A 25,066-nucleotide genomic window follows, 5' to 3' on the forward strand; every position below is an offset into this window, starting at 1 on the left:
TTATCTCCTCACGATAACCAAAATGACCGAGAGCAGCAGTGCCAAACCCAGTGGATAGAAAAACCACTCGGTTTGTGGACGCCAAGTTTGATTGGATTGGCTAATTGGCTCCAGTTGGTTAATGGTGTCATAGATGTTTTGCAAATCTTGTTGATTACGGGCGCGGAAATAGTGTCCACCTGTGGTGGTCGCGATGGTTTGCAGTGTCTTTTCATCCAGATCTTGCGCGGTATTCACCTTACGACTGAACAGAAAATCTTTGACCACCATTTCACCTGCACCGACGCCGACAGTATAAATCGTGGTGTGGTACTGTTTGGCGATGTTGGCGGCTTCAAGCGGGTCAAGCACTCCTGCGGTATTGCTGCCATCACTGAGCAAAATCATCACGCGTTGCGGCGCATTACTGTCGATAAAGGTTTTGGTCGCGAGTCCAATCCCTTCACCAATTGCAGTTTGAGTGCCGATAAGTTTAAGTACCGCTTGATTAAGCTGGTTGGCGACGGTTTGTCTATCCAACGTCAAAGGCGTTTGCAGATAGGCGTGATCGGCAAACAGGATCAGTCCGATGCGATCGCCTTCGCGCTTGGCGATGAATTCAGACAATACCTGTTTGACTGCAGTTAACCTATCCACCATCTGCTGACCGGACTGCATATCCTCTTGACTCATCGAGTAGGAGAGGTCGACCACCAGCATTAGGTCGCGATGTGACGTACTGGTGCTGATAGGATCTCCGTACCACACGGGTCTTGCCGCAGCGGTGATCAGCAAAAACCATACACCAACCGCGAGTAATCGAGGAAGCCAAGTCGCGGGGCGTGAACCTGATGTGCTGGGAAGGTAGGGCAGCTTAATCGCCGCCCGAGGTTTGAGGGCTGGAGTAAAAAAATAGATAACCCAAGGCAGTGGTAGAAAAAACAGCATCCACCACCAAATAAACTCAAAACTTGCCAATGCCTGATTTTCTCCGCTTTTTCGGCGGCAAGGCGCTTTCTACCCAGTGATAACAGTGGTGAACCAGCTCATCAGCATTGTTCACTTTTTGTTTCTGGTATAAGGCTTGCTGCCACAAGGTTTCGTTGGGTACGAAGAGTGGATGGCCCACTTGGGCATCTAAAAAGGCGTACCAATCTTTACCGGTTAAATGCGCAATCTCCTCGCGAGGGTAGTAGCACAGTGCCGCCTGACGAACCAATTCAATAGCAGAAGAGGGCGTTTGCGGAGTCACTGTCAAACTCAAAAGGCGTAATGCGGTTTTTTTAGGGGCCAGCCGACGGCGATGCCAACGCACTGCCAATCCGATAATAAGCATCACGATAAGAATGCCGGCTAAACTTGCCCACCATCCCCAAGCCAATGGAAACCAGCTAGGGAGTTCAGGCAGATGTAGGCCGTTGAGATCCAGTGATGTGGTTGACGATTCCTTCATTTCTTATGGTCCGATAATTGTTGCAGCAAAGGTATCCCGCTTGAAACTGAGCGGTAGTCCATTTCCAATAATAGACAGAGTGATTTTAGTTTTTCTTTTTGAGTTTCAAAGGCTTTTTTGATACCTGCCCGCGTACTATTTATCGAAAAGTTGAGCCAGCGCGTCTCTTGGTTATTTTGTACTTGCTCAATACCACGAAATGAGGTGTCTCCTTGCTCTAAAGGATCATGAATCTGTACCAGCCGCACGCGATTATGGCGACAGAGTTGACGCAGCGATAGTGCGTGTTGCTCGGTATCCAAATCGACAAAATCGCTGATCAGCACCACTTCGCTGCTTTTTGGGCACAAACGGTTAAGGGTACTGAGCACCTCATGCAGCGCCAGTGTGCGCGTCGTGGGTTGTGTGGGTGGAATATGCTGCGCTTCAACGCATGCCGCTAAGATGGCAAGCACGCCGCGCTGGCGGCTACCGGGTTTGATTTCGATCAGCCGATGCCCCAAATCAATCACTGCGCCAACTCGGTCTTGTTGTTTCACGGCAAGCCAGCTTAGCAAGCTTGCCAAATGTGCCGCTTGCACCGATTTCAGCAGCAAACAGGAGCCAAACTGCATCGAGGGACTGAGATCGATATAGAGCACCACCGTTCTTTCGCGTTCTTCACTGAACAGCTTAGTATGGGGTTTACCTGTTCGTGCGGTGACTCGCCAATCAATCGAACGAATGTCATCACCCGCTTGATATTGGCGCACTTCCGAGAAATCCATCCCACGTCCTAAACGCCGACTCTGATGCTGGCCGACGCGCTGTGACCAAATTTGACGTGCTGGGGGTAAAAAATGCACGGTCTGCTGCTCATAAGCGAGCAACTCCTCCAAACACAAAGACACCCCATTGGCATGTAAGGGGAGGGCGTGTGGCATCGTCATGATTTATGCGCTACCGACCAGTGACAACAGATGCGAGATGATTTGATTTGGGTGAATTCCTTCCGCTTGCGCCTGATAGCTGAGCAACAGTCGATGGCGCAGCACAGAGAATGCCATTACTTGTACATCATCCGGCGTGACAAAATCGCGTCCTTGTAACCAAGCGTGAGCACGGGCGCAGCGATCCAGCGCAATCGTCGCGCGTGGGCTGACTCCCATCGTCAGCCATTGTGCCAGTTTGGCATCGTAGTTGGCAGGATGGCGCGTCGCCATCACTAGTCGTACGAGGTAGTTTTCAATCGCTTCAGCCATATGCACATTGAGCACCTCTTGGCGAGCACTAAACACCTGCTGCTGGGTTAGCAAAGGTTTATTGATGGCTTGTTGCCCTTTTGCCTCACCTCGGTTGAGGCGCAAAATCGCCAACTCATCTTCCGCATTGGGGTAGTTCACCTCTAAATGCAGTAAAAAGCGGTCGAGCTGAGCTTCTGGAAGCGGGTAAGTCCCCTCTTGCTCAATCGGGTTTTGGGTTGCCATCACCAAAAAAAGTTCAGGTAAACGATAGGTTTTACGGCCTGCAGAAATCTGTTTCTCCGCCATCGCTTCGAGCATTGCCGCCTGCACTTTGGCGGGGGCACGGTTTATCTCATCGGCCAGCACCAAGGCGTTAAAAATGGGGCCAGATTGAAAGACAAATTCGCCCGTTTCTGGACGATACACATCGCTGCCGGTTAGATCGGCTGGGAGTAAGTCAGGGGTAAATTGAATGCGGTGAAAATCACCTTCAATACAATCAGCCAGCGATTTGACGGCACGTGTTTTCGCCAGCCCCGGCGGGCCTTCCACCAGAATATGTCCATCAGCCAGCAGAGCAATCAGCAGTTGGTTGATTAAATCCGTTTGACCTATGACTTGTTGGTTTAGGTAGTGCTGCAAAGTTTGAAAGGATTGAAACGACATGAAAACTTCTACTCCTAGATTTCTCAGCGGTTAGTGTTGCGTAACATCCAGAAAGTTCCACAAAAAATCCCACAGCCAGCATGGGTGTTGAAAAAATGCGCATTTGTATGTAGTTGAACATAAAAAGTGACTATTTTAATGAATGCTAAGCGGCGATTTATAAACGGCACTTGGGTATTTTCAGTTGAAAGTGTGATGTATGGCAACTTTGAAGCTGGGTTTTGTGAGAATTTTCTTAAGTGGCGTGATCTTAAGTCGATAATGTAGAGGTTTCGTAGATAGCCATGATTAGGCGGAGAATATGTTCAAACTGCATCAGATGAGTATTAAGCAAAAGGTTGTGTTAGGGGTCACTCTCGCCGTACTGGCATCCACCCTGATTGTGGGTGTGATGGCACAGCGCCAAGCGCGAGAGGTGCTAGAGCATCGCCTAGTCGATTTAGAGCTGCCCAATATTTTGAAGTTGATTAAAAGCGATATTGACCATGAAGTGCTACAACTGCTTGCTTCTGCTCAGCAAATTGCACGCAATGAGTTTGTGCAGCAAGCGATTGCTACCACAGAAAGAGATCCGGCAACAGAAGCGTTATTAGTGAAGCAGTTGAACAACTTACGCGATCAATACCGCCTGAATGATGCGTCGGTAGCCAACCGAAAAACAGCGTATTACTGGAACCAAAACGGCTTTCTGCGCGAGCTGAATCAGCAGCAAGACGGATGGTTTTTTGGCTTTATCGGCTCAGGAAAGCCGACCATGGTCAGCATGTTCCAAGAGGCGAATGGCGAAGTCAAAATGTTTGCCAACTACCAGTTGGTGAATGGCAATACCATGTCTGGTATGTCTAAGTCGATGGATGACATGGTGCGTCTGCTCAACAGTTTTAAAATCGAAGACACCGGTTTTGTATTTTTGACCAATGCACAGGGTGAGGTACAAATCCATCGGCAGAAAGAGCAAGTGAAATCGAGCTTACAGCAAATTTATGGTTCAGGGGCGAGTGCGCTGCTGAACAAATCCGGCTTCAACTTGATTTCGACGGACTATCAAGGTGAAGAAGTCATGGTAGCGAGCATTTACATCGAGAGCATGGATTGGTTCTTGGTCGGCACCGTGCCTGTGCATGAGGTGTTTGCGGAATTGGATGCTGTAGCACAGCGTATGATGCTCACGACGCTGGCGGTAGCTGCCATCTTTATTTTTATGGGGATTTTCCTGGCTAACAGTATCGCTATGCCGATCAATCAGATTGCCAAACGCTTTACCGATTTGGGCAGAGGGGATGGTGATCTCTCGCAGCGTATTGAAGTGAAAGGGAATGATGAAATCGCTCAGCTTTCCAAAGGCTTTAATGGTTTTATTGAGAAGATCCATCAATCGATAAAAGACGTTGCCCAAACCAGCCGTGAGTTGCAAGTGGCCGCCGAAGGGGTATCACGCAAAGCGTTAGTCACCCACGATAATAGCCAGCAGCAGCGCGACCAAACGATCCAAGTGGTTACCGCCATCAACCAAATGGGGGCGACGATCAGTGAAATCGCCTCTAATGCGGCGACTGCGGCCGAAACGGCGAATCAAGCGTCTGGTAATGCGGATCAAGGGCGCAATGTCGTCAATAAAGCCAAAGAGGCGATCAGCCGCTTAGCTCACGATATTGAAAACACGGGCAAAGTGGTGGAACAATTGGCGTCGACCACTCAAGAGATTGGGTCGATTTTGGATGCGATCCGCGGTATTTCAGAGCAAACCAACTTGCTGGCACTGAACGCGGCGATTGAAGCCGCTCGTGCTGGCGATCAAGGCCGCGGTTTTGCGGTGGTGGCCGATGAAGTGCGTAACTTAGCGAGTCGTACGGCATCCTCGACGGAAGAAATTCAGAAGATGATTAACCAACTGCAAAATGATGCTAAGAATGCTGTATCGGCAATGGATGCGGGTAAAACGGTGACTCATCAAGGGGTTGCCGCTTCTGATGAGGCAGTACAGGTGCTGATGAGTATTTCGGATCGAATCCACGATATTTCAGATCGCAACACACAAGTCGCTACAGCAACCGAAGAGCAATCGACCGTTGTACACACCATTAACCAAAATATCGAAGAGATCAACGCGATTAATGAAGTGACCACCTCAACGGCAGAAGAGCTGGCTGATGCGAGCAAATCATTGCGTGAACTCTCTGGCCGTTTAGATAAGTTGGTGGGCAACTTTAAACTCTAGAAACCTTGCCGGGAGTTCGTTACACTTCCGGCCAGTAAAAACCAAGTAGGTAAAGAGTGATGAACGATTTCGAAAAAGAGCTGGAGTTGATGTCTCAGCAAGTTGCAGAAGAGCCAGAAACGCAACTGCCCAGTCTGGATGAGCAAAAAGCGATTGCAGAAAAACTCAAACAGTTGGAAGCCGAAGGCAAATTGACCCCAGAAGTGCTTGAAGCCTATTTTGGTCAGTATTACGCGAAAACGGAAACGCCTATTCACTAACGTGGATGCTGAGTTAGTCCAGATGTCATCATCGAGCCGCTTTGCGGCTCGATGTTTATCGGCTTGTCCTATACTCAAACCACTTGGAGTTGCAGGTAGGCGGCAAGTGAGTAAGTCCCCATGAGCATAGATAGACTATGTATTGGGATGAACGAGCGTAGCCAACACCGCTGCAGCTTCAAGTAGGAGGGGTATATTCATAATATTTGTGTTCTGCGCCATGCTTCTCAACCTGAGGGTTCCGCTCAAGCCGTTGAAGTGAAAGTGAGAGGCGCTTAGCGCTCGCGATCCGTTTTTGTGGTCAGGCGCTGCAATACATCCAGCAAAATATCGCTGGTTTGTGCACCTGAGATTAAATATTTCTGCTCAATGATCAAGGTCGGCACGGCATGAATGCCTGCTTGTAGCCACTGTTGCTCAGTATTGGCTACTGCGTTCGCCCATGATTCATCGGCGAGGATCTGCTGGCAGGCGGTACGGTCTAAACCCACCGTCTGCGCGATTTCCAGCAGTACCTCATCCTCATCTATCGCTTTGCCTTGCTGAAAGTAGGCTGACCAGAGGGCTAAGGTGAGAGGCAACTGCTTGTCTTGCTGATGAGCCCATAGCAGTAACTGGTGGGCTTTGCGCGTGTTGTAGATGCGCATTTCATCAAAAAAGTGAAACGCAAATCCCACGTCGTTTCCAAGCTCAGTCAGCGTTTTACGTGCTTGCTGGCTCGCCTCAAGGCTGGTGCCATATTTTTTATTCAGGTGCTCGCGCAGGTTCTCTCCGCCCATGGCTAACCGTGGGTTCAGTTCATAAGGATGCCACCTGAGTGTGACATCGACCTCTGGCAGCCGGGCGAGGGCATGGCGCAATCTAAAATAGCCAATCACGCACCAAGGGCAGACGATGTCTGAGACAAGATCTATCGTTAGCTTGTGCATCGTTTCCTCCTTAATCAGTGCTGATGAAAAGTATAGGCTTTCTGATTAAATGTACAGCGAGTGACGGTGTGAGTGACTTGCAACTCCGAGTCATGGGGATAGCGCTGAAAAAACGCCTCACGGCTTCTTTGAAACACGTGAGGCGTTGACACTGACGTTGTTAGTAATGGTTATTCAGAATAATCAAATTGCATTAAAGCTAGGCTGCTTCGCACTTTTATGCCAGCTTGTTTTTCGACCAATCGATAAAAGAATGCAACTTTGTGATATGTGTTCCATTCAATAAGTAACAAGTTCTTGAACTGTCATGATAAAGAGCCATTTTTGTAAAGCGCTGCATGCCTAGTGAGCGATGAGATAAAAAATACCCGAAATAAACGTTTGCGCGAAAAAATGTGATGAAACTCATTTTTTTATCGTTATACTTTGCGCCCGGCTAAGAGCCGGTTGCTCTGCCAGTACAAGCCGTCACAAGGAAATGTGAATGACCCCAAGGACAGGACCAGCTATTTCCCAAGCTTGTGTCTGTTGATGTTGATGGCCTGTGAGCAATAAAACTTTATTCCCTCCTTTTGAGGTTGCCTCTGCCTACACACTGATCAAGCCATGGGTTTCCCTGTTTTTACTCACATTTTTCTAGGTAAATTATGGCGATTTTGTTTGGAATCATCGGTGTTACGGTACTGATCTTATGCGCGTATCTGCTCTCTGAAAGCCGCAGTGCGATTAATTGGAAAACCATTTCCCGAGCCTTGTTGTTGCAAATTGGTTTTGCGGCTCTCGTGCTTTATTTCCCATTGGGGCAAACCGCGCTAAGCAGCTTGAGTAATGGGGTTTCTGGTTTGCTTGGTTTTGCCGATGTCGGCATTCGCTTTCTGTTTGGTGATCTTGCCGATACGGGCTTTATTTTTGCTGTTCGTGTATTACCTATCATCATCTTCTTCAGTGCGCTGATTTCTGCCCTTTATTACCTTGGTGTGATGCAAAAAGTGATCGCCCTGATCGGCGGTGGCATTCAACGCTTCTTAGGCACCAGTAAGGCGGAATCACTGGTCGCGACAGGCAATATTTTCCTATCACAAGGCGAATCGCCACTTTTGGTGCGCCCCTTCCTTGCCAATATGACTCGCTCTGAACTGTTTGCGGTCATGGCGGGCGGTATGGCATCGGTAGCAGGCTCTGTGCTGGGTGGTTACGCAGGTTTAGGGGTTGAGCTGAAATACCTGATTGCAGCGAGTTTCATGGCGGCGCCGGGCAGTTTAATGATGGCGAAAATCATTGTTCCTGAGCGTGGTGTGCCAATCGATCAAAGCCAAGTCGAGTTGGATAAAGCGCAAGACAGCAACTTGATTGATGCTCTCGCTAGCGGTGCGATGAATGGTATGAAAGTCGCCGTTGCAGTGGGGACTATGTTGATTGCGTTCGTCAGCGTGATCGCTATGGTCAACACTGGCCTTGAAAATCTGGGCGATCTGGTTGGGTTTAGCGGCATTACCTTACAAGCCATGTTCGGTTATCTGTTTGCTCCTCTAGCATGGGTGATTGGTATTCCAAGTCACGAAGTGCTGGCGGCAGGTTCCTACATCGGTCAGAAAGTGGTGATGAACGAATTTGTGGCTTTCATTGACTTTGTTGAGCATAAAGCGCTGCTTTCTGAACATAGCCAAGTCATCATCACGTTTGCATTGTGTGGCTTTGCCAACATTGGCTCTATCGCGATCCAATTAGGCTCCATTGGCGTGATAGCCCCTGAGCGCCGCTCGGAAGTGGCGAACCTAGGCATAAAAGCGGTCATTGCTGGCACTTTAGCCAACCTAATGAGCGCTTGCTTAGCGGGGATTTTCATCTCGCTATAATCGCTTCAACAAGCAACCTATTGAGCCTATCCCATCGGATAGGCTTTTTTATTTGCTAAGCCGTCTGGTTGCTGAGTCGTTTGGTTGTTAAGCCGTTTGGGTATCGCTGATTTTGATTAATCGGTGAAAAACTGATTTGTAACAACTCATCGGCGCTGAGAATACGTAGTATGGGGTGCAATTCACTGCTTATGCTCCCTTTCAGCGAGGTTAAATCAACGCTGCGTATTTGAATGATGAGTGCTTGTTTATGAAAAATCTTGTTGGGCGCTTTATGCGCTATGTCACTTTTGATACTCAATCGAAACCGAAAAACCATCACTGTCCAAGCTCTACGGGTCAGAAAGTCTTCGCCCAAGCGCTGTATGAAGAGCTACTTGAATTAGGCTTAAGTGATGTTTCGCTGGATGATCATGGCTATGTGATGGCCAAACTCCCATCGAATGTGAACTACCCAGTGCCCGCGATTGGCTTTATTGCCCACATGGACACATCTCCAGATGCTTGCGGTAAGCATGTTAAACCGCAAATCGTTGAAGATTATCAAGGTGGTGATATTGCCCTTGGTAAAGGGGACGAAGTGTTGTCGCCCATTCAATACCCTGACTTGCATCTGCTGCATGGCTATAACCTCATCACGACCGATGGCACAACCTTATTGGGTGCAGATAACAAAGCGGGGATTGCTGAAATCATCACCGCGATGGAAATCTTGCTTGCTGATCCTTCGATTCCTCATGGCGATATCTCTATTGCATTCACGCCAGATGAAGAGATTGGCCGCGGTGCCAATCATTTTGATGTGGCGAAATTTGCGGCGCAGTGGGCATACACCATCGATGGCGGCCCGATTGGAGAGCTGGAGTATGAGAACTTCAACGCCGCCACAGCGACGGTTGTTTGCCATGGAGTGAATGTGCATCCGGGGACAGCCAAAGACAAAATGGTCAACGCTATGCACATTGCAGCGCAGTTTATTCTGATGATGCCAGAAAACGAAACGCCTCAGCATACCGAAGGCTACCAAGGTTTCTACCATCTTTCTGGCGCGACCATGAGTGTTGCGAAATCAGAGCTCAAATACATTTTGCGTGACTTTGAGGCGAGTGGTTTACAAGCTCGCCAAGCATTAATGCAAGCTAAAGTAGCCGAGCTCAATCAGCAGCTTAAAAAAGGTCGTGTCGAGGTGAGTTTCGAGCAGAGCTACTCCAATATGAAGGAGAAGGTTGAGCCGCATCCACATATTATTGAGCTGGCCAAACAGGCGATGGTGGCTTGCGATGTTGAGCCGAAAATTAAACCTATCCGTGGTGGGACGGATGGGGCGCGGCTGTCATTTATGGGATTGCCTTGTCCAAACATTTTCACTGGTAGCTATAATTTCCACGGCATTCATGAGTTCATCACCATTGAAGGGATGGAAGCCGCGGTACAAGTGATTGTGAAACTTGCAGAGAAAACGGCACTGCATTATCGGTAATAAACGTTTTTCCTTTGAAAAGCCGCATTAAGCGGCTTTTTTTATGATGAAATTTGCCGAGCAGCCAAGAGTTTGGGGATAGCGCTTGTCAGGCAAGGGGATTCAATGTTGAAATTGCGCGACACGCAACACCACGAGATAAAGCGGCGGGTTAAGCCGTAGTAGGAGAAAGAGATGGAACATCTGAGCATAGCGGTCGATTTTTTGCTCACCCATAAGTTGCTGCTGACAGCGTTGATTTTATTGGGCGTGATTTCAGTGCGCCGCCTTGTTTTAGAACATATTCGTGGTGATGCGGCGCTCATCACCGAAAAGCAACGCAAATGGATGTCACGTACCAAAAACGGCGTATTTACCGTCACTTTGCTTGCTCTGTTCATGCTTTGGCAATCGGAAATTAGCGAATTTGCACTATCGGTGATGGCGATTGCAGTAGCGATTGTGGTGGCCTCAAAAGAGATCATTTTGTGTTTCACCGGATCGATTCAGCGCGCGAGTTCTCGTTCATTCAGGATCGGGGACTGGATTGAAGTAGGGAGTGTGTGTGGCGAGGTGATTGAGCACAACCTCATGGCGACTGTGATCCAAGAGATCGATTTACACCACGGCCAGTATAACTACACTGGAAAAACCGCGACGTTACCGAACAGTATGTTTTTCTCTTATCCGGTGAAAAACCTCAATTTTATGAAGCGCTATGTGTTCCATAACTTCAAAATTGTGGTGCCCGAATTTGTGAATCTTTTCCCACTGGTGCCGATACTGCACGAAAGGATTGAAGGGCATTTTGCCCACTTTATGGAAGTGGCACGCCGCTACAATACGGTGATTGAGCGCCATGCTGGGGTGGATTTGCCCAGTGCTGAGCCGCACATTGAAATCAGCAGTTCATCAACGGGAGAGCAAGTGGTGCACGTGATGATCTTCTGCCCTACCGAACGCGCGAACCAACTTGAACAACTGATCCGGCGTGATTTTATGCAGGAGTATGAGCGGGCGTTTCCACGCTCAACTCCCACGCCGATAGTTCCTGTGCCTAGCGCCAGTTAACGAGACCTTTCTATTGAGTGGCTGCGGGATACAGTAATGCCGAGCCGTTTGGCCAGCCGTGTCAGGTTGGCTCTATCGGTCTGGAGGCGGCGTGCCGCCTCTGCCCAATTAAAGTCAGCTTGGGTGAGGGTTTCGCTGATCAAATGGCGTTGAAATTCATCCGTCGCGTCACGTAAACCCAACTCAGCAATCCATTCGCCCAGCATAGGTTCATCTTGCGCTGTCGGTTCAACCATCGCCGCTCTTGGCCCTTGTAATTCCCCTAAGTCTTCAACTTTTAATGTCGTGACTGGGCGCCCCCGCTGGCGTGCTTTGGCTTTGAGTGCCGCGCGGTTAATTACATGCTCTAGCTCTCGCACATTCCCCGGCCAAGGGTATTGGATAAGCTGACTTAACACATCGCCATGCAGCTTTAGTTGAGTGATACCGAGTTTACGTCGCGCTTGTTCTACGAAGTATCCCGCGAGTAGGGAGAGATCGCCTTTGCGTTCACGCAGTGGCGGCACGTAGATCGGATACACGCTCAATCTGTGATAGAGATCGGCTCGAAAACGGCCAGCTTCGACCTCTTTTTTCAAATCACGGTTGGTGGCTGCTAGAATCCGCACATCGACGGTTTGTACTCGATCTTGGCCAACAGGTTGAATTTCATGGTTTTGCAGTGCGCGCAGAATTTTGCTTTGCGCACTAAGGGGTAATTCACCTATCTCATCGAGAAACAGTGTGCCGCCATCCGCCAGAGCAAACTTACCCATTCGCGCGCGGTCAGCTCCGGTAAACGCCCCTTTAACATGGCCAAACAGTTCGCTTTCCAGCAGGTTTTCAGGGATAGCGGCGCAGTTGACATAGACCAGAGGCTGCCGTTTGCGATTTGAGCGCTGGTGTATGGTACGAGCAACCAGCTCCTTACCTACACCGGTTTCACCGTGGATCAGAATATTGAATTGCGAGGGCGCAACCACATCAATATCCGCTTTCATAGCGAGCATGGGGCCGCTATTACCAATAATTTCGACACTGTCACGGCTCCATGCTTCTTGGTTTAGCTCTTCCAGGCGTAATTGTGTCTGTTTGGCTTGGTTTTCCAGCTCAGAAAAGGTGAGCGCCATTTTCAACGTTGCTGCCGCAATGGCCGCAAGTATTTCTAAACTGCGAGGTGAGAGATGATCAAACGCATCGGGCTTTAAGCTATCGAGCGTCAATATACCCAGTAACTGCTCGCCAAAATGGAGGGGTAAGCCCATACATGAGTGCATAGGCAGATCGTCTTCGCTGTCGAGTAGCAGCCCATCAAAAGGGTCGGGGAGTGGGCAATCCGCCGCAAAACGGACGGGTAAATCCGCGCTGCAAATTTGAGCTAATCTAGGATGTTCACTGACTACGAAACGGCGGCCTAGGGTGTCGCGAGTTAATCCCTGCATCGCCAAAGGAGTTAAGGTGTCGTTGTGCAGAGACATCAGAACGACGCAGTCACAGATTACCGCTTTGCGTACTGCATCCAATAGGCGATGAAAACGCTCTTCGTTGTTGGCTCCGCTGGCGAGCCCGACGGTCATTTCTAACAAAGTACTCAAGGAGAATTCTTGCATATTGGCTTCTTAGGTTCGGATTTTTTGATAGTTTAGTGTCAAATCGACACGGTGAGAAGAGTTAAATTGACCTGTTAGAAAATGACTTATTGTTATTTTTCAATAAATTAGGTTTTGGCATGCAATCTGCTCATTAAGAAGGCTTGTGTAGAGTGGCTCAAGCCACCGTTTTTGCCTATCGAGGAGAAGTTATGCTCACCCAAGAACACATCAATATCATTAAAAGCACCATTCCTTTGCTAGAGTCTGCAGGTCCTGCGCTGACGCAACATTTTTACCAACGTATGTTCAGCCATAATCCAGAGCTGAAGCATATTTTTAATATGACCCACCAGAAAACAGGACGTCAAAGTGTTGCGCTGTTTGAAGCGATTGCGGCTTATGCCAAGCATATCGATAATTTAGCCGCATTAACCAGTGCCGTTGAGCGTATCGCCCATAAACACACCAGTTTTAATATTCAGCCAGAGCATTATCAGATTGTCGGGCATCATCTGCTGGAGACTTTGCGTGAATTAGCCCCAGATGCTTTTACCCAACCGGTTGAAGAGGCTTGGACCGCCGCGTATTTCTTTTTGGCTCAAGTTTTTATCGACCTCGAAGGCGCACTCTATTTAGAGCGCAAACAAGCTTTAGGTGGATGGCGTGATGGCCGAACCTTTGTTGTACGCGAGAAACAGGTAGAGTCTGCTTACGTGACCAGTTTTGTGCTTGTACCCGCTGATGGTGGTGCGGTACTGGATTATCAACCGGGACAATACATTGGGATTGAAGTGACGCCAGAGGGAAGTGATTATCGAGAAATTCGTCAATACTCCTTGTCGCATGCATCGAATGGTCGTGATTATCGCATTTCGGTTAAGCGCGAAGGGGTGGGCAGTGATAATCCAGGGCTGGTTTCTCACTATCTGCACAACAACGTCAAAGTTGGGGATAGCGTTAAACTCTATGCTCCCGCCGGAGATTTTTTCTATGTTGAGCGTGAGCGGCCTGTGGTTCTGATTTCGGCTGGTGTTGGCGCGACGCCCATGCAGGCTATCCTGCACACCTTAGCCAAGCAAAATAAGTCTGGAGTGACTTATCTTTATGCGTGTAATTCTGCTAAGGAACATACTTTTGCTCAGGAAACCGCGCAGCTCATTGCGCAACAGGGATGGATGCAGCAAGTGTGGTACCGTGATGAAAGTGCAGATGATGTCTTACAAGGTGAAATGCAGTTAGCCGAGCTTATTCTGCCGATTGAGGATGGAGATTTCTATTTGTGTGGTCCGATCGGTTTTATGCAGTATGTGGTCAAGCAGTTACTGGCGCTTGGTGTGGATAAGGCGCGAATTCATTATGAAGTGTTTGGTCCACATGCACAGCTTGCGGCGTAAGAGTCTCTGTCTTTTGGGGCATCTAAGCCATAAGTAACGGCCGATATTACTTTTCTTATCGGAGCTTTTGTAAAATCGATATAAAAGAAGCATAAAAATAGCCAGCCTAGTGAGGCTGGCTATTAAAATCTTTGGCAAGTCTATTACAGAACTTTGATGCTTTCAGCTTGTGGACCTTTCTGGCCTTGAGTGATCACGAATTCCACTTTTTGACCTTCAGCCAGAGTGCGGAAACCGTCACCTTGGATTGCGCTGAAGTGAGCAAAAACGTCAGGACCGTTTTCTTGCTTGATGAAACCAAAGCCTTTAGTTTCGTTGAACCATTTCACGGTACCAGTAACTGGAGTAGACATAATAAATATCCTAAAAACATTTTTTAACGTAGGCCGATTACGGCGCGGATAGCGTGGAAAAGTAGCTTGCTATTGCGTACGACACGGACGGTTACGAATAATCCAACCAAGCGATGTGTATACAAAGAACTCTTTCTAGCCGCGATCGAGTCTAGAGTAAACCATTGGCTTGTCAATCGAATCTTGAACAGAGTCGAAACCCGTTAACAAAAATAGTCCAAAATTTTGCACTGAATGCCATTTCTATGTAACTAAGTTTTCTCTTTGTTCCGCTTATTTATGAGTTGACACTGCTTAAATTGCGTACAAAATGTCGCGACTGACCAAATACGGCAGTAAATTATATGGAGCTCTATCAATGAAAAACAAACCAGAAGGAATACCAGTATCGACTTCATCCGTAGGGAATACGGAGTGTGGACGTGGTGTAGTGAAAGACAATGCTTTGAAAGCCGTTGTCACCAGTACCTTATTTCGCTGCCGAGTGGAAAAAGCGAAAAAAGGTAAAGGTAGCTATTCACGTAAAATGAAGTACAAAGGCAAAGAGCCTTACGCAAACCTTACGGATTTCGTTGCGTTTGCGTAAGGCTTTTGAGCCTATATCCCGCCCTGTATTCGTCTACCGCTTCCCCATCCCTTTTTAGTCAGTTTTCGCTGATAAAGCACACCAGTAAAGATGCTGTGAAACAGGTTTTACATCTCAGAATAGAGAAAATCTGGCAATCTTGAAATGTAACTTTTTTGTTTCAAATGTTTCCTTTTGTTGCTTTTGACGCTTTGCGTTCTCTTTTGCCTAGTATTTTCAGGCCATGTGCATTTAACCATTGTGTAACAATAGGTTTCATTAAAATTTGGATACAAATTCTGCATGTTTTTTGAGCTTGAAATAATTTTTTGAAGGTTCAAAATTAACTAAAAATGAGTTTTCAAAAATGAATGGATGCTTTTAGTGGTAATTTAAGGTAGGTGCATCATGAAACTGTTTTTAATTCTCATGCTTTCTGTATCGGGTGGCATCGCATCAGCGGATCACATCCAATCATTTATTCTCGGTTTCGGTGTGGCTTCCTTAGCCGTTGGCAGCTGTTACTGGCTTGCGTTTCGTAGTACGCGTTTTCCACAACTCGCCGTTTTTCTGCTCCTGTGCGGTTTCTTTGCTAAGGTTGCTGTGACCGTCGTGGGCGTGATGTGGGGAATTTCAAATGAACTGATGACCTCGCCGTTTGTCTTTGCGTTGTCTTATCTCTTCTTCTCGATTGTCGCGACTTATTTCTGGTTTCGCTATCGTGAGTTGGCAACAAAACTCAAAGACAAAATTATCGCAACACAGCACCAATCGCACTCTCATTAATCACGTTAGCTTTTTAATTAACAGCACTTACCAAACAATTAAGCAGAGCCACTGAGCTCTGCTTTTTGCTTTACGTAGCGATTCGATGGATTGTCTATTCTCTTTCGACGCTGACTTGAAACTGTCGCCACGCTTACTGGCTTGGCTCATCTTAATCACCTCACTTTGTTCATCTCACCATCAGGTCAAGGTAGCGTGAGCCTTAGACTTTTGTACAACAGCCAAATCTCAGCACAATGATTACACTGAGGAAAAGTGAATCAGAGGGAATGATCATGGAGATTGTGCTGTTTTGGGTTGAGAAACTGATTCTGGTTAGTGGAATTTTGCTCGTTTTGACTGGTGTGATGCGTTACGGCCGTCGCAGTCAAGATTGGAAAGGGGTGGTGACTATGTTTTATAAACGCATCCCAATGACGATTGAAGAGTATAAGTGGTATCGGCTCGGAGTGAGTTGTATTGTGTTTGCGATTATCTTACGAATTGCCCTGTTGACTTTCTGGCCCGCCATTTGATTTACGATCCCACCACCTTTTACCTAGCTGTAGTGTGAATTTTGGGTATACACTTTAGTGACTGATAAAACAAATAAGGTGGTGGCATGTCTTTCCCTGTTCTCATCTGTGATGACTCTCCACTCGCGCGCAAACAGATGGCGCGTTCGCTTCCCGCATCGCTTAACGCAGACATTACCTTTGCGGTACATGGTTTGGATGCGATGGGCATTTTAGAGAAGCAAAGTTTTAAGCTCATGTTTTTGGATCTCACGATGCCGGAGTTAGACGGCTTCGAGACATTAGAAGCAATGGGGAAAAAAGGCTACACGACGCCTGTAGTGGTGGTATCGGGGGATATTCAACCGAAAGCCAAAGAGCGGGTGTTAGCGCTCGGAGCCAAAGCCTTCATTCAAAAGCCCATCGATAAGAATGTGCTCAATGATGTGCTGAAAATGTTGGTGGAGCCACCCACTCAGCCACGCATTGTCACGCCGGTTTCGGTTGAGTTGCCGATTTTAAAACGGCGCGATATTTACATGGAAGTCGCGAACGTGTCGATTGGTCGAGCCGCTGATGCCTTGGCGCGCCATTTTGATGTGTTTGTTGAGTTGCCTTTGCCTAATGTGAACATCTTTGAGGTGAGTGAGTTACACATGGCACTGCGTGATTTGGCTGAAAACAGTCAAGTCTCGGGGGTGTGTCAGGGTTTTAGCGGCGAAGGAATTGCCGGTGAAGCACTGGTGTTATTGAGTGACTCTAGCGTGGCGGATCTCAAAAAATTAATGAAGGTGCCGGTCGATAGTGAAGACTTGCAAGAGTTAGAGCTGCTGATGGATGTCTCTAATATTCTGGTGGGCTCATTTCTAAATGGTTTAGGCCACCAAGCGGAAGTGCGTTTTTTCCAAAGTTCGCCCGTTTTATTGGGGCAGCATATCTCTATTGATTCTGTGATTCAGTCGACCGAAGGGGCATTTAAGAAAACCATGACCTTTGAGGTGAGTTATAACATTGAAGGCACCTCGATTCGTTGTGATTTACTGTTTATGTTTGTCGATGAATCGTTACCGCTGCTGGACAACAAACTTTCCTATTTAATGGAGGACTTCTGATGCTAGCGTTACCTGCGGAGTTTGAGCAATTCCATTGGATGGTCGATATGGTTCAGAATGTCGATATGGGATTGATTGTGATTAACCGAGACTACAACGTGCAAGTATGGAATGGGTTTATGACCCATCATAGCGGTAAGCAAGCTCATGATGTTATTGGTAAATCTCTGTTCGAGATTTTTCCAGAGATCCCTGTGGAGTGGTTTAAGTTAAAAACCAAACCGGTGTACGATCTGGGTTGCCGCAGTTTTATTACTTGGCAGCAACGCCCTTATTTGTTCCATTGCCGTAATGTGCGTCCAGTGACTCAGCAAGCCAAATTTATGTATCAAAACGTCACGCTTAACCCAATGCGTACGCCGACAGGCGCGATAAATTCACTCTTCTTATCCATTCAAGATGCAACAAGTGAAGCCCTTGTTTCTCAACAAGCTTCTTCTCAATAAATATGAAACGGCCATCTGATGGCCGTTTTGTCAGCTGTTGGACACCATTATGCCGTTACCCACTCATTTTTATACTACGCAGCAGCTCAAACAAGGCGAACAAGATGCCGCGAGTGAGCGAGGTCTTGAGCTCTTTCATTTAATGGAGCGCGCAGGACAAGCGGTATTCACCATCGCTTTTGCTCAGTATCCCACTAGCCATCACTGGTTAATTTGTTGCGGTGGCGGAAATAATGGTGGGGACGGTTATATTGTCGCGGTATTAGCCAGACATATGGGGATTGATGTTACCGTATGGCAGTTAGGCGATCCTGAAAAACTGCCAGCCGATGCCCATCGTGCTTATCAGCAATGGAAAGAGTTGGGAGGTGCGGTCTACGCTCCACAGTCTGAAGTGCCCGAATCGACGGATGTGATTATTGATGCGCTGTTTGGCATTGGTTTAAAAGAGGCGTTACGCCCGCAGGTGGTACCGCTCGTCGAGTTACTCAACCAAAGTGGCAAGCCGATTGTGGCGGTCGATGTGCCTTCAGGGCTGTGTGCCGATACCGGTCAAGTGATGGGGACATGCATTAAAGCGCAGCATACGGTGAGTTTGATTGGGTTAAAACAAGGCTTAGTGACTGGCCAAGCCCGCTGTTATGTTGGAACGTTACACTATGCCGGGCTTGGGGTTGAAGAAGTGTTTGCCCAGCACAATACGCCATCCTTAGTCTCCATCGATGGCAAGCTAAGGCACAGTTTATTGCCGCCACGTCAAGCTTGTACTCACAAAGGCCAAAATGGCAAAGCTTTGATCGTTGGGGGCAATGAAGGTATGGGCGGAGCCTTGATTTTGTGTGCTTCCGCTTGTGCTCGTTCGGGAGCTGGGCTGAGCGCGGCAATGACCCATCCCGATAACGTTACCGCTATGCTGACGATTACACCGGAAGTGATGAGCACGAGCTGGAACAAACAGCATTTATTTGAAGAGCGTATTGAATGGTGTGATGCCCTTGCTTTGGGGCCCGGATTAGGACGAGATGCGCAAGCGCAGCAGATTATGCAGCGCTTAAGTAGCTTGAAGGTTCCGAAAGTGTGGGATGCGGATGCACTCTATTTTCTAGCACATAACCCCAGCTATGATGCGCAGCGGATCATTACACCGCATCCCGTCGAAGCGGCGCGTTTATTGGGCTGTGAAGTGGAAGAGGTGGAGCAAGATCGTTTTGCGGCGATTCGCCAGCTTCAGCAACGCTATGGAGGTGTTGTCGTGCTCAAAGGTGCTGGGACTTTAGTGGATGATGGGAAAGAGATCGCGGTCTGCTTACAGGGGAATCCTGGAATGGCCAGTGGGGGGATGGGCGATGTACTTACCGGCATTATTGTGGCGCTATTAGCGCAAAAAATTCCCTTAGCGGATGCGGCAAAACTCGGGGTTTGGCTACACAGTAGCGCTGCGGATCTCAATACCAAATCGCATGGCCAGAGAGGACTTCTGGCCAGCGATTTATTGCCTCACCTGCGTGAGCTATTGAATTAATTCATTACCCGATGCTTGATTGTCAAAAAAGAGCTGGATGTTATTGAGCGTAGTTTGCGCAATATTGTTCAGTGCATCTTCGGTCAAAAAGGCTTGGTGACCAGTGAACAGCACGTTATGACAAGCAGAAAGGCGGCGGAATACGTCATCAACGATCACATCGTTGGACTTGTCTTGGAAGAACAGATCTTTCTCATTGTCATACACATCCAAGCCGAGCGCGCCGATTCTGCCTCGTTTCAATGCTTCAATTGCTGCCACAGAATCAAGCAATTCCCCACGGCTGGTATTAATGATCATCACTCCATCTTTCATCTGATCGAACGCTGACTCATTGAGCAAATGATAGTTCTCTTTGCTCATCGGGCAGTGCAGGGTGATCACATCACTTTGCGCGAAAAGTTCGGACAACTCTACATAGCGCGCACCCAGTGCAATCGCATCGGGATTGGGATAAGGGTCAAAGCAGAGGATCTGCATACCGAGCCCTTTCAAAACACGCATGGTTGCCACCCCGATTTTGCCTGAGCCGATCACCCCGACCGTTTTGCCGTGGAAGTTAAAACCGACCAAGCCATCAAGAGAGAAGTTGGCATCACGGGTACGCTGATACGCTTTATGGAAGCGGCGATTTAAGCACAGCATCATCCCCACCGTATGTTCGGCCACCGCTTCTGGCGAATAGGCTGGCACTCTGACGACTTGCATTCCAAGTCGCTTCGCCGCTTCAAGGTCGACTTTATCAAAGCCAGCACAACGCATGGCAATAAGACGAGTTCCCCCTTGGTAAAGCTGTTCTAATACGCTGGCGTGAAGCTCATCATTGACAAAAGCGCAGACCACTTCGCAGCCTTTTGCCATCTGGGCCGTTTTATCGGTCAATCGGAAATCATGAAAGTGCAAAGACAGCTGGGTGGGGTCAACCAATTTGCTGAAAGAGGCGATATCGTAGTGTTTTGCACTAAAAAAAATGACGTTGAGCATAGTAATTCCTGTCTCTTAAAGTATCTGGCCTATAGATATACCCATTAGTGGGAAAAATAAACCACAAAATCACTAGGTATAAATGTGCAACAAATGGATGTTTGGACGTCTAGACTGTTGACATGCATCCGGCTTACCTTTAGGCTTTGCGCCCAATTTCGTCACCATGATTTGATATTTGCATGCACTACACTTCGTCTTCAAAGCCTCAACAACCGAATGCCTTTGCCCTATTACCACTTATGGTTTTCTTACTGCTTTTTATGGGCGTAGGGAGCTATCTCACTTGGCAAGGGGTTGAGTTTGCGTTCTATCAACTGCCGGCCCCTGTTGCTGTTCTGCCAGCGGTCGTTTTGGCGATTGCCTTGAGCAAAGAGTCGCTCAATCGAGCCATCGAGCAGTTTTTACGTGGTGTGGGTCACAGCGATATTATGGCGATGTGTATCATTTATCTGCTTGCCGGAGCCTTTGCCGCCGTTGCCAAAGCTACTGGTGGCGTGGATGCCACAGTGAATCTTGGTTTAGCACTGCTGCCAGCGAGTCTCATTCTGCCGGGGCTGTTTGTTATTTCAGCCTTTGTTGCCACAGCAATGGGTACCTCAATGGGGACGATTGCGGCGATTGCTCCCGTGGCGTTAGGTATTGCCCAAGCGGCGGATTTGAATCTTGGTTTAACGGCTGGGGTCGTGCTGAGCGGTGCCATGTTTGGTGATAATCTTTCGATCATTTCGGATACCACCATTGCGGCAACCCGTTCACAAGGCTGCCATATGCGTGACAAATTTAAAGAGAATATCCGCATTGCTTTGCCAGCGGCGCTGTTGGCGCTTGTGGTGTTCACCTTCAGCAGCCAAACGGCACAATCACCGCAAACCAGTGACATTGAATGGCTAAAAGTGCTGCCTTACCTCACCATTCTCGTGCTGGCCGTGATGGGGTTGAATGTGTTTCTTGTACTGCTGGTGGGCATTTTAATGGCCGCGGGTGTCGGTGGTTTGAGTGACGGTTACTCCTTGTCGGCATTAACCAAAGATGTTTACGCGGGTTTTGGCAACATGCAGGAGATTTTCCTATTATCGATGCTGATTGGTGGTATGGGTGAACTGATGAAACAGCAAGGCGGATTGGCGTTTCTCACTCATCACATTAGCCGAATGATCGATAAATTTGCTCGTGCACACAGTGATGTACAAAAAATGCGAGCCAGTGAATTGGGGATTGCAGGCTTGGTGGCACTGACCAATGTGTGCACGGCAAACAACACGGTTGCCATCATTGTGAGTGGCGGGGTGGCTAAAGAGCTGGCTGAACACAATGGCGTGACAGCAAAACGCTCTGCCAGCTTGCTGGATATCTTCTCGTGCATCATGCAAGGTGTGTTGCCTTATGGTGCACAAGCGTTATTGCTTGGCTCTATTTTTCAAATGTCGCCATTGAGTGTGGTGAGTTACTCTTATTACTGCTTCTTTTTGGCGGTTGCCGCATTAGTGGCGGTATTTCGCCGCCACACCATGCGCAACGCCTGAATTAGGCGTTGCGATTGTCTTGCGACGGAAGTTTTATTCGACGACGCTTTGGTTTCTGATTTTTCCGTTCTGTTTCACGTTCTGCGAGCTGCCGACGGTAGCTCGCTAGATGAAAACGCTTTCTCGGTTGCTGAGTTTCAACCAATTGATTCAACTGTGTTTCCAACTGCTGGTTTTTTTCAAGCAAGAGATTGAGGGAGAGATGATCTTGTTTGGCCGTATCATCCTCAACAAAAAAAGAAGCCACACTCGCGGTTAATAGACCAAACAGGGTGATCCCTGTCAGCATCAAAAATACCGCGACTCCACGCCCAAACCCTGTGACCGGGTACATATCCCCATAACCTACCGTAGTAATGGTCGACATCGCCCACCACAGCGCATCGGCATAGCTATTGATGGGGCTAGGGGTTCCTTTCTCAACCAGATACACAAACGCCGCAGAGAGCAGCACAGTAGAAAGACTTGTCAGACCGATAAAGCTGAAAGTTTTTTGGCGCAGAACCGATTTGGTTTGTCTCCACGCTTTGGGCAGTACCAACAAAATACGTAGGAAACGCAGGGGACGCAGAAACGGCATCGCCACGATAAGTACGTCCGGCCAATTCTGCATCATATATTGCAGTGGTTTAGGGCTGACGAAGATTTTGACTAACAGCTCTGTCGCAAAAATGCCCCACACAATCCAGAGTAAGCCATCAAGAAACTCAAGATCATCGGGAGATAAAACGGCAATGTCAGGCAGCAACGCGACGACAACATAAACGACAGAAAGGATCAGCATGGGAGTTTCTGTCGTGTTTTCTACTTTTTCTAACAGCTTTTTGCGAAGGGTGAGTTTCATAAAACGAAAGTGATAAATAGCAAATCGTGGCCTTAGCCTATCAAAAAATGCTGTCTAAGTGTCGCTTAAAAACGATATTGTCCGCCCACGGTGAAGGAAAGACTCGAATAATCTTGCTCTAAAGGGTAGTAACTGAGCTCCATGGTCAGCGCCAAACTTTTGTCGATGCTCGATTGCACTTTCGTACCGATGCCGATATACGGATTGGTTCCTGAAAATTGACGGTTATCGCCAATCGCACCCAATTCATAGCGCTCTTTCACTTTGAATTGTGATAGCCCGCCGCGAGCGTAAAGAATCGTCAGGTTATTGATAGGCTGTTCGAAAAAAGCGCCAAAATAAAAACCTTCAACTTTGACATCAATCTTCTGTTTTTGCGTGTTTAACATTTCGGCTCCGTTGCCGATCATGCCTGAATAGCCGAGATCTAAGCCGATAAATGGCGAAAACTGGTAGTTATACCCAAACTGAGTAACCCAAGCTTCATCACTACTGGAAGGGTTATCGATACGGCTAAAGCCTGTGCTTAACGAAAAGGAATAAGGGCTATTTCCCGCATAAGCAGGAAGTGCAAAGCAACAAAAAACCATTAACCAGCCGCAAAAACGTACCATAGCCCACCTGTTTCATTCCCTGAAAGGATTAATATTCCTCCTACTTGAAGCTGCAGCGGTGTCTGTTATCTTCGTTTACCCCAATCACATAGCCTGTCTATGTCATGAAGATTGTCATGAAGATTCACTCACTGACTGCGTATCTACAAATCCAAGTAGTTTGGATGCCGAATGCAAGAATAGATTTAAAGTTAAGCAATAAATGCGCCGAAAGGATAAGCGTGGTGAATTATTTATACGTGATGTGAGCGTGATCGACTTCGAAAACGGAGCTTGTGAGTTGCTGGAATTTTGCTCTGCAAAAAGGTGATCAAAGTCTAATTTATGGCAATTTAAAGCGAGGGCAATCGATTGTTCAGCAAAAAGCGATATGTCGGTAATTTGACAAAATAGAACTAACGTACTGTTTGGTAAGCAATTTAAGAGTTGAGTGTTACAGAGGGGATTGTCTAGGTATGAAAACTTCGGCAGGGTAACACAAAAAAAAGTCAAATATCAGTCTTGAGAGAAAAAAAACGCGGCCTATAATGCTGAAAACCGGAGCGTCTGCCAACGCTCCGGTTTTTTTGTGTCCGAAATGTACTGACGTCTGCCAACGAAGGTACTACGCACTCTGCTAAGAGACACAAATCGTCAATTAATCAAGGAATTACACAATGCGTATCGAACAAGAACTTAAGTTAGGTTTTAAAGATGTCCTGTTTCGCCCGAAACGTTCAACTCTGAAAAGCCGTTCTCAAGTAAATTTAACCCGCGAGTTTACTTTCAAACATAGTGGTCGTCAATGGTCAGGCGTACCTGTGATTGCCGCCAATATGGACTCGGTAGGCAGCTTTGCCATGGCTAAAGCCTTGGCTGAGCATGGTGTGATGACCGCAGTACACAAACATTACACTGTGTCGGATTGGGCTGAGTTTGTGAAAAGTGCCGACAAAGCGACGCTGAACAATGTTATGGTTTCAACCGGCACATCGGAAGCAGATTTCCAAAAAACCAAAGATGTGATGGCACTGTCTGATGAGCTGATTTTCATCTGTATCGATATCGCGAACGGCTATTCTGAGCACCTTGTTGAGTACGTGCAAAGAGTGCGCGCTGCATTTCCTGATAAAGTCATCTCTGCGGGTAACGTCGTAACCGGCGATATGGTAGAAGAGCTTATCCTCGCGGGTGCCGACATTGTTAAAGTAGGCATTGGCCCGGGCTCTGTGTGTACGACACGCGTAAAAACCGGTGTCGGCTACCCACAACTGTCCGCGATTATCGAATGTGCGGATGCTGCGCACGGCCTTGGTGGTCGTATCATCGGTGACGGCGGCTGTACGTGTCCGGGAGATGTCGCGAAAGCCTTCGGCGGCGGCGCGGATTTCGTGATGCTTGGCGGTATGCTGGCAGGCCATGAAGAAGCAGGCGGTGAACTCATCGTAAAAGATGGCGAAACCTTCATGAAATTTTACGGCATGTCATCGAAGAGCGCGATGGACAAGCATTCTGGCGGTGTAGCAGGTTACCGTGCAGCCGAAGGAAAAACCGTACTATTGCCATACCGTGGCAGCGTACACGGCACCATTCAAGACATCCTCGGCGGCGTGCGCTCAACCTGTACCTATGTAGGCGCGGCGGAGCTTCGTGAGCTAACTAAGCGTACAACGTTTATCCGTGTTCAAGAGCAAGAGAACAACGTCTACGGGCGTGAGTAATCACTGTTGTTGCGATAGAAGCCAACAAAAAGAGCCACATT

General features: G+C 47.9%; 24 protein-coding genes. 14 read left to right on the forward strand and 10 right to left on the reverse strand.

Features of this window, described 5'->3' with window-relative positions; all coding sequences use genetic code 11:
- The 4 genes from F0316_RS17780 to F0316_RS17795 are packed head-to-tail and all read right to left on the reverse strand — an operon-like array spanning position 1 to position 3,321.
- Positions 1-927, reverse strand: coding sequence for a vWA domain-containing protein (locus tag F0316_RS17780; protein WP_407047561.1), 927 nt, complete (start codon positions 925-927; stop codon positions 1-3).
- 16 nt (positions 928-943) lie between these two features.
- Positions 944-1,432, reverse strand: a complete 489-nt coding sequence (locus F0316_RS17785; RefSeq protein ID WP_000665196.1) for a DUF4381 domain-containing protein — start codon at positions 1,430-1,432, stop codon at positions 944-946.
- Entirely contained in the window at positions 1,429-2,361 is a 933-nt protein-coding gene (locus F0316_RS17790) for a DUF58 domain-containing protein (protein WP_000178610.1), read from the reverse strand. The genes F0316_RS17785 and F0316_RS17790 overlap by 4 nt, the downstream gene beginning before the upstream one ends.
- Positions 2,362-2,364: 3 nt before the next feature.
- Positions 2,365-3,321 (reverse strand): AAA family ATPase, encoded by a 957-nt coding sequence (locus F0316_RS17795; RefSeq protein ID WP_000009945.1) that lies wholly within the window; start codon positions 3,319-3,321, stop codon positions 2,365-2,367.
- Between the two features lie 301 nt (positions 3,322-3,622).
- On the opposite strand from F0316_RS17795, the gene F0316_RS17800 reads away from it, so the two are divergent.
- Together F0316_RS17800 and F0316_RS17805 are read left to right on the forward strand one after the other, a co-directional pair.
- A complete protein-coding gene (locus F0316_RS17800) occupies positions 3,623-5,539 on the forward strand; it encodes a methyl-accepting chemotaxis protein (RefSeq protein WP_033929385.1) in 1,917 nt (638 codons plus the stop codon).
- A gap of 59 nt (positions 5,540-5,598) precedes the next feature.
- Positions 5,599-5,799: a chromosome segregation ATPase gene (locus F0316_RS17805; protein WP_000997601.1), complete on the forward strand. Its 201-nt coding sequence runs from the start codon at positions 5,599-5,601 to the stop codon at positions 5,797-5,799.
- Between the two features lie 275 nt (positions 5,800-6,074).
- Here the strand turns inward: F0316_RS17805 and F0316_RS17810 are convergent, their stop codons facing one another.
- Entirely contained in the window at positions 6,075-6,728 is a 654-nt protein-coding gene (locus tag F0316_RS17810) for a DsbA family oxidoreductase (RefSeq protein ID WP_149560777.1), read from the reverse strand.
- A gap of 647 nt (positions 6,729-7,375) precedes the next feature.
- Between F0316_RS17810 and F0316_RS17815 the strand changes: the two genes are divergently transcribed.
- The 3 genes from F0316_RS17815 (at position 7,376) to F0316_RS17825 (ending at position 11,114) form a co-directional block, all read left to right on the forward strand.
- Positions 7,376-8,584 (forward strand): NupC/NupG family nucleoside CNT transporter, encoded by a 1,209-nt coding sequence (locus F0316_RS17815; protein ID WP_000986003.1) that lies wholly within the window; start codon positions 7,376-7,378, stop codon positions 8,582-8,584.
- Between the two features lie 250 nt (positions 8,585-8,834).
- A complete protein-coding gene (gene pepT / locus F0316_RS17820) occupies positions 8,835-10,064 on the forward strand; it encodes a peptidase T (protein WP_149560778.1) in 1,230 nt (409 codons plus the stop codon).
- 174 nt (positions 10,065-10,238) lie between these two features.
- Positions 10,239-11,114: a mechanosensitive ion channel family protein gene (locus F0316_RS17825; protein ID WP_149560779.1), complete on the forward strand. Its 876-nt coding sequence runs from the start codon at positions 10,239-10,241 to the stop codon at positions 11,112-11,114.
- Here the strand turns inward: F0316_RS17825 and norR are convergent.
- Positions 11,111-12,703, reverse strand: a complete 1,593-nt coding sequence (norR, locus tag F0316_RS17830) for a nitric oxide reductase transcriptional regulator NorR (RefSeq protein ID WP_001155011.1) — start codon at positions 12,701-12,703, stop codon at positions 11,111-11,113. The genes F0316_RS17825 and norR overlap by 4 nt on opposite strands.
- A gap of 191 nt (positions 12,704-12,894) precedes the next feature.
- On the opposite strand from norR, the gene hmpA reads away from it, so the two are divergent.
- A complete protein-coding gene (gene hmpA / locus F0316_RS17835; RefSeq protein ID WP_149560780.1) occupies positions 12,895-14,079 on the forward strand; it encodes an NO-inducible flavohemoprotein in 1,185 nt (394 codons plus the stop codon).
- 143 nt (positions 14,080-14,222) lie between these two features.
- Here hmpA and F0316_RS17840 read toward each other — a convergent pair whose 3' ends face one another.
- Positions 14,223-14,432 (reverse strand): cold-shock protein, encoded by a 210-nt coding sequence (locus F0316_RS17840; RefSeq protein ID WP_000106983.1) that lies wholly within the window; start codon positions 14,430-14,432, stop codon positions 14,223-14,225.
- Between the two features lie 358 nt (positions 14,433-14,790).
- Between F0316_RS17840 and F0316_RS17845 the strand changes: the two genes are divergently transcribed.
- The 6 genes from F0316_RS17845 to F0316_RS17870 all read left to right on the forward strand — a co-directional run bounded on the left by F0316_RS17845 (position 14,791) and on the right by F0316_RS17870 (position 19,357).
- Positions 14,791-15,018 carry an alternative ribosome-rescue factor A gene (locus F0316_RS17845; RefSeq protein ID WP_149560781.1) on the forward strand — a complete coding sequence of 76 codons (228 nt, stop codon included), beginning with the start codon at positions 14,791-14,793 and terminating at the stop codon, positions 15,016-15,018.
- Between the two features lie 387 nt (positions 15,019-15,405).
- Positions 15,406-15,783, forward strand: a complete 378-nt coding sequence (locus tag F0316_RS17850) for a hypothetical protein (protein ID WP_000765283.1) — start codon at positions 15,406-15,408, stop codon at positions 15,781-15,783.
- Positions 15,784-16,058: 275 nt separating this feature from the next.
- Entirely contained in the window at positions 16,059-16,298 is a 240-nt protein-coding gene (locus F0316_RS17855) for a hypothetical protein (protein ID WP_000407070.1), read from the forward strand.
- Between the two features lie 86 nt (positions 16,299-16,384).
- The gene (locus tag F0316_RS17860; protein WP_000009678.1) at positions 16,385-17,389 is read left to right on the forward strand and encodes a response regulator; all 1,005 of its coding nucleotides are present in this window, start codon (positions 16,385-16,387) and stop codon (positions 17,387-17,389) included.
- Positions 17,389-17,835 carry a PAS domain-containing protein gene (locus tag F0316_RS17865; protein WP_000880547.1) on the forward strand — a complete coding sequence of 149 codons (447 nt, stop codon included), beginning with the start codon at positions 17,389-17,391 and terminating at the stop codon, positions 17,833-17,835. The genes F0316_RS17860 and F0316_RS17865 overlap by 1 nt, the downstream gene beginning before the upstream one ends.
- Before the next feature lie 49 nt (positions 17,836-17,884).
- Entirely contained in the window at positions 17,885-19,357 is a 1,473-nt protein-coding gene (locus F0316_RS17870; RefSeq protein ID WP_001130880.1) for a bifunctional ADP-dependent NAD(P)H-hydrate dehydratase/NAD(P)H-hydrate epimerase, read from the forward strand.
- Here F0316_RS17870 and F0316_RS17875 read toward each other — a convergent pair.
- Entirely contained in the window at positions 19,346-20,341 is a 996-nt protein-coding gene (locus F0316_RS17875) for a 2-hydroxyacid dehydrogenase (protein WP_000935710.1), read from the reverse strand. The genes F0316_RS17870 and F0316_RS17875 overlap by 12 nt on opposite strands.
- A gap of 242 nt (positions 20,342-20,583) precedes the next feature.
- Between F0316_RS17875 and F0316_RS17880 the strand changes: the two genes are divergently transcribed.
- On the forward strand, positions 20,584-21,867 hold the full coding sequence (locus tag F0316_RS17880) for a Na+/H+ antiporter NhaC family protein (protein WP_170826474.1): 1,284 nt from the start codon (positions 20,584-20,586) through the stop codon (positions 21,865-21,867).
- Between the two features lies 1 nt (position 21,868).
- Here the strand turns inward: F0316_RS17880 and F0316_RS17885 are convergent, their stop codons facing one another.
- Complete coding sequence (locus F0316_RS17885; RefSeq protein ID WP_000779165.1) at positions 21,869-22,711, reverse strand: potassium channel family protein; 843 nt, start codon at positions 22,709-22,711, stop codon at positions 21,869-21,871.
- Positions 22,712-22,776: 65 nt separating this feature from the next.
- Positions 22,777-23,325 (reverse strand): outer membrane beta-barrel protein, encoded by a 549-nt coding sequence (locus F0316_RS17890; protein ID WP_000251265.1) that lies wholly within the window; start codon positions 23,323-23,325, stop codon positions 22,777-22,779.
- Positions 23,326-23,981: 656 nt separating this feature from the next.
- Here F0316_RS17890 and F0316_RS17900 point away from each other — a divergent pair.
- Complete coding sequence (locus F0316_RS17900; protein WP_001217715.1) at positions 23,982-25,025, forward strand: GMP reductase; 1,044 nt, start codon at positions 23,982-23,984, stop codon at positions 25,023-25,025.
- The last annotated feature ends 41 nt before the right edge of the window (positions 25,026-25,066 follow it).

This window comes from Vibrio cholerae (assembly GCF_008369605.1).
In the GTDB taxonomy this organism is placed as follows: domain Bacteria; phylum Pseudomonadota; class Gammaproteobacteria; order Enterobacterales; family Vibrionaceae; genus Vibrio; species Vibrio cholerae.